Origin of the sequence: Nonomuraea sp. NPDC049784 (assembly GCF_040659615.1) — a bacterium.
Classification (GTDB): Bacteria; Actinomycetota; Actinomycetes; order Streptosporangiales; family Streptosporangiaceae; genus Nonomuraea.
This window is the reverse complement of sequence record NZ_JBFAMX010000298.1, coordinates 1-11,772: the sequence shown is the minus strand read 5'-3', so window position 1 is coordinate 11,772 and position 11,772 is coordinate 1. Positions and strand designations below refer to the sequence as shown.

General features: G+C 71.4%; 10 protein-coding genes. 4 read left to right on the top strand and 6 right to left on the bottom strand.

Annotated features, from left to right (window positions below; translation table 11 throughout):
• Both AB0J09_RS39330 and AB0J09_RS39325 read right to left on the bottom strand, forming a co-directional pair.
• A partial coding sequence (locus tag AB0J09_RS39330) for a VIT domain-containing protein (RefSeq protein WP_360702573.1) occupies positions 1-1,997 on the bottom strand: 1,997 nt, incomplete at its 3' end.
• Positions 1,994-3,148, bottom strand: coding sequence for a MerR family transcriptional regulator (locus AB0J09_RS39325; protein ID WP_360702570.1), 1,155 nt, complete (start codon positions 3,146-3,148; stop codon positions 1,994-1,996). The genes AB0J09_RS39330 and AB0J09_RS39325, both read right to left, overlap by 4 nt.
• Before the next feature lie 115 nt (positions 3,149-3,263).
• Between AB0J09_RS39325 and AB0J09_RS39320 the strand changes: the two genes are divergently transcribed.
• Complete coding sequence (locus tag AB0J09_RS39320; protein WP_360702567.1) at positions 3,264-3,731, top strand: DNA starvation/stationary phase protection protein; 468 nt, start codon at positions 3,264-3,266, stop codon at positions 3,729-3,731.
• 296 nt (positions 3,732-4,027) lie between these two features.
• Positions 4,028-5,050, top strand: coding sequence for an alkaline phosphatase PhoX (locus AB0J09_RS39315; protein ID WP_360702564.1), 1,023 nt, complete (start codon positions 4,028-4,030; stop codon positions 5,048-5,050).
• On the opposite strand, the gene AB0J09_RS39310 is transcribed toward AB0J09_RS39315, so the two are convergent.
• Positions 5,051-5,644: a TetR/AcrR family transcriptional regulator gene (locus AB0J09_RS39310; RefSeq protein WP_360702561.1), complete on the bottom strand. Its 594-nt coding sequence runs from the start codon at positions 5,642-5,644 to the stop codon at positions 5,051-5,053. It lies immediately after the preceding gene.
• 98 nt (positions 5,645-5,742) lie between these two features.
• Between AB0J09_RS39310 and AB0J09_RS39305 the strand changes: the two genes are divergently transcribed.
• Positions 5,743-7,917: an MMPL family transporter gene (locus AB0J09_RS39305; RefSeq protein WP_360702559.1), complete on the top strand. Its 2,175-nt coding sequence runs from the start codon at positions 5,743-5,745 to the stop codon at positions 7,915-7,917.
• Here the strand turns inward: AB0J09_RS39305 and AB0J09_RS39300 are convergent.
• Positions 7,886-8,734 carry a helix-turn-helix domain-containing GNAT family N-acetyltransferase gene (locus AB0J09_RS39300; protein WP_360702557.1) on the bottom strand — a complete coding sequence of 283 codons (849 nt, stop codon included), beginning with the start codon at positions 8,732-8,734 and terminating at the stop codon, positions 7,886-7,888. The two genes, AB0J09_RS39305 and AB0J09_RS39300, sit on opposite strands and share 32 nt — an antisense overlap.
• A gap of 94 nt (positions 8,735-8,828) precedes the next feature.
• On the opposite strand from AB0J09_RS39300, the gene AB0J09_RS39295 reads away from it, so the two are divergent.
• Complete coding sequence (locus AB0J09_RS39295) at positions 8,829-9,731, top strand: beta-propeller fold lactonase family protein (RefSeq protein ID WP_360702554.1); 903 nt, start codon at positions 8,829-8,831, stop codon at positions 9,729-9,731.
• A gap of 25 nt (positions 9,732-9,756) precedes the next feature.
• On the opposite strand, the gene thiI is transcribed toward AB0J09_RS39295, so the two are convergent.
• Together thiI and AB0J09_RS39285 are read right to left on the bottom strand one after the other, a co-directional pair.
• Positions 9,757-10,956: a tRNA uracil 4-sulfurtransferase ThiI gene (thiI, locus tag AB0J09_RS39290; protein ID WP_360702552.1), complete on the bottom strand. Its 1,200-nt coding sequence runs from the start codon at positions 10,954-10,956 to the stop codon at positions 9,757-9,759.
• A gap of 63 nt (positions 10,957-11,019) precedes the next feature.
• Positions 11,020-11,661 carry a response regulator transcription factor gene (locus AB0J09_RS39285; RefSeq protein ID WP_360702549.1) on the bottom strand — a complete coding sequence of 214 codons (642 nt, stop codon included), beginning with the start codon at positions 11,659-11,661 and terminating at the stop codon, positions 11,020-11,022.
• Positions 11,662-11,772 lie beyond the last annotated feature (111 nt).

Sequence of the window (11,772 nt, the reverse complement as noted above, 5' to 3'; positions counted from 1 at the left end):
ACGGCGGGAGCCGGCCTCGGCGGCGCGCCGAGCCCCTCGGCGCCCCCCGCCGGCCCACCGGTCAGGAAGTCCGGTTGCGCGTCGGCGAGGCCGAGGCCGGGCTCCGGCAGCCGCATCCGCTGAACCCCGGCCGGCGGGGCGGCCATCACCGCCGCGTGCGCCGTGAAGCCCATCATCGGCGGCGCCTGCGGCAGCTCCCACCCGCTCGGCGGTTCGACCGGCTGGATGACCCGGTGCTCCGGCCCGCCCTCGGCGACCTGCCTGGTGTCGACCGCCACGTACGCGGTGAAGCGGCACAGCACGCCGTACTCGAGCGATGTCCGCACGATCCGCGACTCCAGGTCGTGCTCGCCCATGGCGTACCGGTCCTCCAGCTCCCGCAGGTGCGCGCGCGCCCACACGGCCTGGATGGCCGGATTGTCCACCGTCACGCCCGCGACCTGCTCCTCCCACGGCCCGTCCGCGGCCATCCCGCGTACGGTCAGCGAGGAGCCCTCGCGGTAGCGCCCGTACACGCGCAGCGGCACGCCGGGGAAGATCGACCCGAGGTGGGTGACCGTGTCCGGCTCGACGTCGAGGCCCTTGATCGAGAGGTCGGTCACCAGGGGAGCGCCGATCCTGCGGTGGATCTGCTCCATGGCGGCGTCCAGCCGGTCCTCCGACTCGACCAGCTCGCACCGGCCCGCGCCGAGCCCGGCCAGGCGGCCGAGGAAGCCGGCGTTCACGGCGCGGTCGATGCCGACCGTGTGCACGCGCATGGCCGACAGCGCGCCGCCGGCCTGCTCCAGGATCTGGTCCTCGTTGCCCACCTGGCCGTCGGTGACCAGCACCACGACGCGTTCGCGCTCGTTCCTTGCGCCCAGGAGCGCGATGGCCCGGCGCAGCGGCTCCAGCAGCTCGGTGCCGCCTCGGGCGTCCACGCGGGCGAGGTGCTCGACGGCGCGGTACCGGTTGCGGTCGGACGCCTCCACCAGCCCCTCGAACGCCTCCTCCACCACGGAGTCGAACGTCAGCACCGCGAACCTGTCGTGCTCCGTCAACGTGTCGACGATGCGGGCCGCGGCCCTCCGGGCGGTGACCATCTTCCAGCCGCCCATGCTGCCCGAACGGTCGAGCACCAGCACCAGGTCGCGCGGCGCGCGCGTGGACTGGAGCGGCGGCGGCACGACGGTGAGCGCGAACGTGCCAGTGCCGTCCGATCGGCCGTCGAGCTGCAACGACGTGGACCCGTCGAACGACAGCCGCAGGATGAAGTCGCGGTCGAGCCGCTCGCCCGGGCGCAGGCGTACCGTATTGCCCTCCTCCTCGACCACGTGGAGGCTCGAGGCCAGCTCACGCAGCTCCAGCCCGGCCGCGTCCACGGTCGCGCGCAGTGACAGACGCACGGGGTCGGGGAAGCCAGGCAGCAGGACGGGCGGACTGATCCTGGACGCGTCGGGCACCGCGTCGGTGTCGGGCGCGGCGCCGTCGCCAGCGGGCGGGCCGTCGATGGGGCTGCCCGGGATGTAGCGCGGGGCCACGACCAGCGGGAAGCGGAACGTGGCCGCCCCATCCTCGTACGGCAGCGGCTGGCTCATGGTCAGCCTGACCGAGACGCGCTCGCCGGGCAGGATGTTGCCCACCCTGATCGTGAACACGTCGGGCCGGTCCTCCTCAGCGATCGCCGCCCGCCTGCCCTCGCGCAGCGCCTGGTCGTAGTCGGCCCTGGCCTGGGCGCGTTCCTTCAGCACGCCCTCGACCACCCGGTCGTCGGCCTCCATCCTGAACCCGGTGACGGCCGCCCTGTCGGGCAGCGGGAAGACGTACGTGGCCTCGAGCGTGACGTCGAACGGGTTCCTGAACCCCTGCGTGACCTCGACCCCGGCGATGAGCCCGGAGATGTCGGCGGCCACGTCCACGCTCTCCAGCGGCAGGTTGCCGCGCTCCGTCCGCAGCGCGCCGATCCCGGCGTCCGGCACCGGCAGGCACCGTGCGGGCTCCAGCGAAGTGATCTTCATCTCAGCTCCCTCTCTTCGAGCACCGCGAGCAGCGGCCCCGCCGCCGCCAGCACCGCCTGAACGTCCTCCTCGGTGGGGGCCCTGCCCGCATCCAGCACGAGCCGCACCCCGTCCGCGAGCCTGAACCCTGTGACCATGGGGGCAGCGCCATGGCTCCCCGGCACGCCACCCGGCCGGCCGGCCGTCTCGTCACGGGTCGCGCCTTGGCCGGCCGTCTCGTGAGCCCGTGTGGCCGCCTTCCCCGGCCGATCAGCCCAGAACCGCCCTCGCGCGGTCTCCCCACCGGCGCGTGCGCCACCGTCTCGGGTGTGCGTGATGCCGGTTGCGGCACCTGCGCCGTCGTGCGTGGCATGGGTATCGCGTCCCGGGCCGACGTGCGTGGCGTCGGCTTCTGGCCACGCGCGACCCTCAGGCGCGGGCCCGTGCTTCATCGGCGCCTCGCCGAGCAACGCGTCCTCCGGCCGAGCCGCCGCGTCCGGCCGAGGCGTCGTGTCGGGCCGAGCTGCCGTGTCCGGCCGAGGCGTCGCGGCTGGTGTCGCGGCGTTGCCCGGCCGCGCTGGGCGGCCTGGCCCGGCAACGTCGTCCATCGCCGACGAGCCCTCCAGCACGGGGGCGGTCTCCGGGGGAGAAGCGCCACCGAGCCTCGGAGCGGCGTCCGGCTCAGAGGCGGTGTGCAGCCCCGGAGCGATGTCCGTTCTCGAGGTGGCAGCCGTCCCCGGAACGGCGTCCGTCCCCGGGGCGGCGTTCGGTCTCGGGGTGGCGCTCGATCCGAGGGCACCGTCGGGTGCCGGGGTGGCGCTCGATCCGAGGGTGGCGTCGAGTCCCTGGGCGGAGGGGGAGGGCGCGAGGCCGGTCGTGGCTTCCAGCATGCGATCCGTGGCGCCCGCCAGAGCCGCCTGGATCTGGGCGATCGAGTGGCCGGCCGCCTGCAGGCGCTTGACGGCCACCAGCTGCAGCAGGTGCCTCCGGCCGTACTGGGCGATCCTGCCGCGCCGGGTCAGGGGCGGGTCCACCAGGCCGATCGTCGTGTACCACCTGATCAGCCGCTCTCCGGGCACGTCACGGACCCGGCCGTTGACCGGCGCCGCGCCGCCGCGCAGGGCGCGTGCCGCTCGTTCGGCCAGCTCGCCGATGGTCCAGGTGTCGCTCATACCTCCACAATGACACTGTCATTATTACACTGTCAACAACGAGGCGGAATGCCCGCCGCCATGTCGTTGTCCTTCTAAATAGGGAAAAAGTCCGACCTACGGGGAGGAATACGACATGGCCGCGATTACCGGCCCCCTTTCGGGTGAGGCCAAGAACACCGTCGCGGAGGCTCTGCAGGGCGCCCTGGTCGATCTCATCGACCTTTCGCTGGTCGCCAAGCAAGAACACTGGAACCTCATCGGCCCTCACTTCCGCTCGATCCATCTCCAGCTCGACGAGCTCACCGAGCTGGCCAGGAGACACATGGACACCATCGCCGAACGCGCCGTCGCGATCGGTGCCAACCCGGACGGCCGTTCCGCCACGGTCGCCAGGGCCACGAAGCTCCAGCAGCCGGAGTCCGGCTGGCTGGAGGACGGGAAGGTGGTGGCGACGATCACCGACCTGCTGGACGGCGTCAGCAGGCGGATGCACGAGCGCGTCCGGGTCACTGACGAGCCCGACCCGGTGACGCAGGACCTGCTCATCGCGGTGGCACAGGACATCGACAAGCAGCACTGGATGTTCCAGGCCATGGCCTGACCTGCCGGAAAGCCCGGGAGCCCGATCAGGGAGCCCGGGCTTTGGCATGTCGTGACCGGCTTCGCCATGCCTATGGAGACGGCCGAACGTGTCCGCCCACCGGCGTCCGGTGCTCCGGGGCGCGCCCATGGGGGGCACGGACTGCCACGAAGACGCGGGGCGCCGGGTCGTGTACGTGCGTTAGCCGCATGATCGCGTGGAGGGAGTCCGGGGTTTGCGCAGAGTTTGATGTCGCGAGTCCCTGTCATTCATGTCGGTGCGGTCGACTAGCGTGGCACCTAGAGGGAGGCCCCACGATGTCCCACAAGACTCTCCTCCGCACGGGCCCGCTCTGGCGGGGCGGCACCAGCCCGTATGGTCCGCTCGGCCTGCCGGACGCCGACGGTCTCGCGCTGCCGTCCGGCTTCACCGGCAGGGTGGTGGCCCGTTCAGGCCACAAGGTCGCCGGGTTGACCTGGCACGCGGCGCCCGACGGCGGCGCCTGCTTCCCCGACGGCGCCGGCTGGATCTACGTGTCCAACTCCGAGCTCCCGCTGCTCGGCGGAGCCTCGGCGCTGCGCTTCCGCCCGGACGGCACCATCGGTGACGCGTACCGCATCCTATCGGGCACCGACCTCAACTGCGCGGGCGGCGCCACGCCGTGGCACACCTGGCTGTCGTGCGAGCTCGGCGACCGCGGCCGCGTCTTCGAGTGCGATCCCTACGGCGCGCGGGCCGCGCGCCCCCGCCTGTCCATGGGCCGCTTCAGACACGAGGCCGCCGCCTGCGACACGGAGCGGCACGTGATCTACATGACCGAGGACGAGCCCGACGGCTGCTTCTACCGGTTCAGGCCCGGCGACTGGGGAGACCTGACGGAGGGCACGCTGGAGGTCCTGTGCGCCGCGGGCCGCTGGGAGGCGGTGCCCTCACCGGCGGCCCTGTTCACGGCGGCTCGCCACCAGGTCGACGACGCCCGCCACTTCGACGGCGGCGACGGCTGCCACTACGCGGGCGGGGTGTGCTACTTCACCACCAAGGGCGACACGGCCCTGTGGGCCTACGACACGCAGTCCGCCACGCTCGACCGGCTGTGCGAGGGCGTGCGCGCCATCACCGCGGCCCCTTCGGGCGACCTCTACGTGGCCAGGGAGACGACGGAGATCGACGTCATCACCCCCGACCGCGCGGTCACGCCGTTCCTCAGGCTGGAGGGGCACGCCGGGGCGGAGCTGACCGGGCTGGCCTTCTCGCCGGGCGGCGAGCGGCTCTACCTCTCGGCCAGGCGCGGCCGCACCGAGGGTCGCACGTTCGAGGTGGCGGGCCCGTTCCGCGCCTGATCAGGTCAGATAGCGCACCAGCGCAAGTTTCAGCTCGTCCACCAGCTCCGCGCCGCGCTTGGGCGGCGCGGAGGTGACCAGCGGCATCACCGCCTTCACCATGGCCACCGTCATCGTCCCCATGAGCGCCCCGCGATCTTCCGGCAGATCAGGGGAGCGGCGGCGCAGCATGGCGGCGACCTGCCGGGCGATGTCGGCGTGGAGCCGCTGCGACGCCGCGGCCAGCTGATCGCCCGTCGCCGACCCGTACAGCAGCGACCAGTACGCCGGTGACGCGCTCTTGAACCTGACGCTCTCGTCCACGAGCTGCCCCACCAGCGCCTCCAGCGGCACCTCCGGGGTGACGGCGGCGAGCCGCGCGGCCCAGAACTCCTGCCGGTCGACGGTGTAGCGCGCCACCAGCCCGTCCAGGATCTCCTCCTTGTTGCGGAAGAACTGGTACAGCGACCCCGGCGACATCCCAGCCCGCGCGGCGACGTTGTTCGTCGTCATGCCCGGATATCCCACCTCGGCGATCACCGACTCGGCGGCGTCGAGGATCTCGGCCATGCGCTTCAGGCCGCGCGCCTGCCGGCGGACCGTGCGTTCAGGCATGGGTCTCCTCATTGACAAATACGAGCATTCACTTGTATTTCTGATTCGGTAACGAAAACACGAGTAGTTTACCGGGTTTTGTCCAGGGGGGAGGCGACATGGCGGTGAACACGCAGGTCCGGCCGGCTCGGGAGGAGATGGGTGGGCCACCGCTGCGCAGGCTGGGATTCCTGCTCGTACGGCGCCGCAGGATCGTGCTCGCGCTGGCCGCCGTCGTGCTCGTCGCGGCCGCGGCGCTGGCGGCGGGGGCGGTGCCGCGGCTGTCGCTGGCCAGGTTCGAGGCGCCGGGGAGCGAGTCCGACCGGGCGCAGGCCGAGCTGGTCCAGCGCTTCGGCACCGGCAGCCCCGACATGATCTTCCTGGCGACCGTCAGGTCCGGCACCGTGGACGATCCCGCGGTGGAGGCCGAGGGCAGGCAGCTGACCGCGCGGGTCGCCGGGCAGGAGGGCGTCGCCGAGTCCGCCTCGTACTGGACACGGGGCAAGCCCGCCACCCTGCGCAGCGAGGACGGCAAGCACGCGCTGATCGTGGTGCGCATCCCCGGGGACGCCGATCACGTGCGCGCGCAGGTGCTGCCCAGGCTCGTGCCCGAGATCACCAAGGGCACCGGTCTGCTCGAGGTGCGGGCCGGGGGAGGGGAGGAGGTCTTCAGGGAGACCGTGCCGCTGGCCAGGCAGGACTTCGTGCGGGCCGAACTGGTCATCTTCCCGCTGGCGTTCGTGCTGCTCTGGCTCTACCAGCGGCGGGCCATGGCGGCCCTGGTGCCGATCCTGGCCGGGGTGCTCGCGATGGTGATCGGGCTGGCGCTCCTGCGCGGCGTCGTGCTATTCGCCAATATTTCAACGTTCGCCCTGAACCTGACTCTGGCCATGGGGCTCGGGCTCGGCATCGACTACTGCCTGTTCGTGATCCAGCGCTTCCGCGAGGAGACGCGGCGCGGCGCCGGCCGGGCGAGCGCGGTCGCCGGCGCGGTCGAGCACGCGGGGCGGACTGTGCTGTTCAGCGGGCTCACCGTGGCCGCGTCCCTGGCCGTGCTCTTCGCGCTGCCGTTCGACTTCCTGCGGTCCTTCGCGTACGCGGGCATCGCCGTCGTCCTCGGCGGCCTGTTCGCGGCGGTGATCGTACTGCCCGCGGTGCTCACCTCGATCGGTGGCACGATGCTGCCCAGGCGGGCCGGGCCCGAGCGGGAGTCCCGGTTCTGGCACGCGCTGGCCACCAGGGTGATGCGCCGGCCGCTGGCGTCCGGGGGGCTGGCGACGGCGGTGCTGCTGCTGCTCGCCTCGCCGTTCCTGGGGCTGCGATTCGGCGTGGCGGACGATCGCATCCTGCCCCCGGAGGCGTCGTCCCGGCAGACCCAGGAGGTCATCCGCCAGTCCTTCCCCGCGGAGGAGACCGACGCCATCCAGATCATCTCGAAAGATCGGGCAGCGGGGGATGTTTCGCAGTACGCTGTGACGCTGTCCCGCCTGCCCGGGGTCGCCCAGGTCGACTCAGCCGCCGGCTCGTTCGCGGAAGGCCGGCGGGTGGGCGACGGCGACCCGCGAAGGTTCCAGGGGCAGGGCGCCTGGGTCTCCGTGGTCCCGTCCGGCGAGGCGCTCGCCGACGACCCCGTGCGGCTGGTGGAGGCCGTACGCGCCGTCGAGCCGCCCTTCGAGGTCCTCGTCGGCGGCTACCCGGCCGAGCTGGCCGACTACCGGGCCTCGGTCGTCGACAGGCTCCCGCTGGTGCTGGCCCTCATGCTCGGCGTCACGTTCCTGGTGCTGTTCGGGATGACCAGAAGTCTGATCATCCCGATCAAGGCGTCGCTCCTGAACGTCCTCAGCCTGGGCGTCATGTTCGGAGCCATCGTCTGGGTCTTCCAGGACGGCAACCTCTCCGGCCTGCTCGGGTTCACCCCGACGGGCACGCTCGACCCCAGCATCCCGATCCTGATGCTCTGCGTCGCGTACGGCCTGTCGATGGACTACGAGGTGTTCCTGCTCTCCCGCATCAAGGAGGAGTACGACAGGACGGGCGACACCGAGGAGGCCGTGGCCGGCGGCCTGCAGAAGGGCGCGCCGCTGATCACGGCCGCCGGCGGCATCCTGGCGCTCACGTTCGCCGCCTACGCCACGGCGCAGGTGACGTTCGTGCAGATGCTGGGCGTCGGCATGGCGGTGGCCGTGCTGGTGGACACGACCGTGATCAGGGCGGTGCTCGTACCGAGCCTGATGCGCCTGGCGGGCCCGCTCAACTGGTGGCCTAGAGGTCGCGCGACCACATCTGCTCGGTGACCTCGACCCCGTTCTCCGTGCCCTTCTCCTCCGACTCCAGCTCGAACCCGGCCGCCTGGTAGATGCGCCGCGCGCTCACCAGGCAGTCGCGGGTCCACAGGGTGATCCGCTTGTACCCCTCGGCCTTGGCGTGCCGCAGGCACTCATCCACGAGCCTCCGCCCGATCCCGAGCCCCCGGGCGGAGGGCTCCACCAGCAACATCCGCAGCTTGGCCGTCGTCTCGTCCTGGCGCACGCAGAACACACACCCGGCCCGCTCCCCGTTCACCTCGGCGATCCATCCCGCGTCGCGCGAGAAGTCCAGGTCGCCGACGATCCTGGCGACGAGCTGCTCGAAGCCGGTGCCCCAGCCGTACTCGCTGGCGTAGAGGTCCCCGTGCCGGAAGGCGACCCAGCCGAGGTCGCCGGTGCGCGGGGGCCTGATCACGTACGCCAGCTGTGCGCCCTCGGACCCCAGCACCCGCCTGATCGTGGCCATGCTGGTGACCAGCCGCTCCTGGCCCTCGTCCGGCAGCCCGGACAGCAGCCGCTCGATCTCCTCGGCCGAGCGCTCGTCGAGCGACCGGAACGTCTCCGCGCCCGCGGCGGTGAGCCGTACGAGCTGCTTGCGCGCGTCCGACGCGGACCGCTCGCGCGAGACCAGACCGTCGCCGTCCAGCCGGGTCAGGATCCTGCTGAGGTAGCCCGCGTCCAGGTCGAGCAGGGCGCGCAGCTCTCCGGTCTCCATCGGCGCGGTATGCGCCAGTTCGAACAGCACCCTCACCTCGGTCAGCGAATACGGCGAGTCGAGCAGGCCTGCCTGCAGAACGCCGATCACTTTCGTATAGAACCGATTGAAGGCCCTGATCTCAGAGACTCTTGCCTCTGTCAACGAATTCATTGCCATAGTCAACCATGAAAGGATCCCGGTTGTGAAGCAGGTCTACGTAGGCGGATATGGCCCAGGCATTTTCACGCTCGGCGGCGGGCTCACCAGAGTGGCGTCGCCGTCGTTCCTGGCCGCTCATCCGACCTTGCCGGTGCTGTACGCGGCGGGCGAGCTCCAGCGCGGCTGGCTGACCGCGTTCCAGGCCGGGGGGAGCCTGAGCCTGCTGGACGAGCGGCCGAGCGAGGGCGACAGCCCCTGCCACGTCGCCGTGGACCCGACGGGCAGCGTGCTGGCGGCGGCCAACTACGGCGACGGCACGGCCGTCATCTACCGCCTTGACTCCCGTGGCGCCTTCGAGGGCGATCCGATCGTGCTGCGCCACAAGGGCTCCGGCCCGAACAAGGACCGTCAGGAGGGGCCGCACGCCCACCAGGCCGTCTTCCACGACGGGATCCTGCACGTCTCCGACCTCGGCACCGACGAGATCCGCCGCTACCGCTACGACGGCACTGTCCTGGAGCCGATCCCGATCCACCCGGGCACGGGCCCGCGCCACTTCGGGTTCATCGGGTCCCGCCTGTACGTGGCGGGCGAGCTCAACGGCACCGTCACCCTCATCGACGGCGAGCGCCGCACCGTCGCCCCCGCCTCACGCGAGGAGGGCGAGAACTATCCGTCCCACCTCCAGATCGAGGGCGACCTCGTGTACGTCGCCAACCGCGGCCCCAACACGATCTCGGTGCTGCGCGCCGCGGACCTCTCGCCGGTGGCCGAGGTGTCGTCGGGCGGCCACTGGCCCAGGCATTTCGCCATCGACGGCACCACCATGTACGTGGCCGGCCAGCAGTCGGACGTCATCACCGTCTTCGAACTGAAAGACGGCGTTCCCCAGCCTTCCGGGCAGGCGTACGAGGTCGAACGCCCGGCCTGCGTACTGATCATGTGACTTCCTCGCGGCCCCGAGGCCCGGCTCAGTCCAGCGTGTACTCCTGGATCGAGTCGGCGAGCTGCACGCACAGCTCCTCGGCGTCGAGCCGCTTCTCGATCAGCTTCAGGTCCTCGATCTTGGCCCGCGTCTCTGCCCGCTTGGGCGCCAGGAGGGTGCAGCAGTCCTCGTCGGGCAGTTCGGAGATCTCCAGCGTGCCGATGCGCCGCGCCTCGGCCATGATCTCGGTCTTGTCCCAGCCCACCAGGGGACGCAGGATCGGCATGTCCACCGCGTTGTCCTGGGCGGTGATGTTGGCCAGGGTCTGGGAGGAGACCTGGCCGAGCGCGTCGCCGGTGATCAGCGCCGAGGCGTGGATGCGGTGGGCGACCTCCTCGGCCGTCTTGAGCATGAGCCGCCGCTGCGCGATCACCGCCAGGCGGTCCTGCCCCGAGGTGCGGATCGACTGCTGGGCCTTGCCGAACGGCACCACCCACAGCCGCGACCTGCCCTGGAACCTGTCGAGCTTCTTGACCAGCGCGTACGCCTTGTAGATCGACTCCGAGGTGGTGAACGGGATGCCGGAGAAGTGCAGGAAGTCGACGTGCAGGCCGCGCCGCATCATCCGGTACGCCGCCACAGGCGAGTCGATGCCGCCGGACATGAGCACCAGGGCCCGGCCGCTGCTGCCGACCGGCAGGCCGCCCTGACCGGGGATGCCGCCGGTGAAGATGAACACCTCGTCCCTGTCGACCTCGATGAACACCGTCAGCTCAGGGTTCTTGAGATCGACCGGCAGGCCGTACTCGTCGTTGATCGCGCCGCCCACGAGCCGGTCGAGCTCGTTGGAGCGCAGCGGGAAGCGCTTGTCGCGGCGGCGGGAGCGGACCGCGAAGCGGGCGCCCCGCTTGGCCTCCTCGCTCTCACCCACCAGCTCCAGGCCGGCCTTCAGCACCGCGTCGGGGTCCTTGGCGACCCGCCAGGCCCGGTGGATCCAGACCAGCCCCGGCACGTCGGCGACCCGCTGGGCCACGGCGTCCGCCTGCTCGGCTGTGGTGCCCTGAGGCAGGAAGATCGCGATCACGCCGTGCCGCTTGCGCACGTCGACCTTGAGGTCGAGCGAATGGAGCGCGTCACGGATGTTGCTGATCAGGCGGCGTTCGAACACCTCGCGGTTCTTGCCCTTCAGGACGATCTCGCCCAGCTTGAGCAGAACGCACGGCTCGCCCAGGGCGGACATCGTCATGGTGGAACCTCCGGGAAGACGGGGAATTGCGCGCGTTGATGCCAACGTCGCGACCCATTGAGTTTAGTCCGCGTCGAGTCCCCGCTCGATCGCATATCGCACCAGCTCCACTCGGTTGTGCAACTGGAGCTTGCCCAAGGTGTTCTGGACGTGGTTCTGGACCGTGCGGTGGGAGAGTACGAGCCGCTCGGCGATCTGCTTGTAGGTCAGGCCCTTGGCGACCAGCCTGAGCACCTCGGTCTCGCGCTCGGTCAGCCTCGGCCCCTCGGCGGGCGCGGACTGCGCGGCCAGCCGCCGGTATTCGCCGAGCACGAGCCCTGCCAGCCCCGGGGTGAAGACGGCGTCGCCGTCGGCGGTACGGCGTACCGCGTCGAGGAACTCCTCCCGGCTGGCCGACTTCACCAGATATCCGGACGCGCCTGCCTTGACGGCCTCCAGCACGTCGTCCTGCTCGGCGCTGGCCGACAGCACCAGCACCCTGGGTGGCGGCTCGACCGAAGCCAGCCTGGCGGCCACCTCCGGACCCGGCATGTCCGGTAACTGCAGGTCGAGCACCACGACGTCCGGCCGCACCGCCCCGGCCGCCCGCACGGCCTGCCGCCCCTCCCCTACGGCGGCCACGACCTCGTAGCCGGCCTCGGTGAGATCCCGGGCGACGCCGTCACGCCACATGGGGTGGTCGTCCACCACCATCACCCGCACCATGCCGCAACTCTAACCGCGCCCCCTCGTCCCGCCCCGCCAACTCGACGGCCCCGCCGCCCCACTCCTGCGAGCGGGCGCCGCGTAGGCCCGAGTGCGCGTACCTGGTGTGCT

Excerpts from the sequence above, each read along its gene's own strand:
- AB0J09_RS39325 (WP_360702570.1), bottom strand. The coding sequence starts at position 3,148 with ATGAGCGACACCTGGACCATCGGCGAGCTGGCCGAACGAGCGGCACGC.
- AB0J09_RS39320 (WP_360702567.1), top strand. The coding sequence starts at position 3,264 with ATGGCCGCGATTACCGGCCCCCTTTCGGGTGAGGCCAAGAACACCGTC.
- AB0J09_RS39315 (WP_360702564.1), top strand. The coding sequence starts at position 4,028 with ATGTCCCACAAGACTCTCCTCCGCACGGGCCCGCTCTGGCGGGGCGGC.
- AB0J09_RS39310 (WP_360702561.1), bottom strand. The coding sequence starts at position 5,644 with ATGCCTGAACGCACGGTCCGCCGGCAGGCGCGCGGCCTGAAGCGCATG.
- AB0J09_RS39305 (WP_360702559.1), top strand. The coding sequence starts at position 5,743 with ATGGCGGTGAACACGCAGGTCCGGCCGGCTCGGGAGGAGATGGGTGGG.
- thiI (WP_360702552.1), bottom strand. The coding sequence starts at position 10,956 with ATGACGATGTCCGCCCTGGGCGAGCCGTGCGTTCTGCTCAAGCTGGGC.
- AB0J09_RS39285 (WP_360702549.1), bottom strand. The coding sequence starts at position 11,661 with ATGGTGCGGGTGATGGTGGTGGACGACCACCCCATGTGGCGTGACGGC.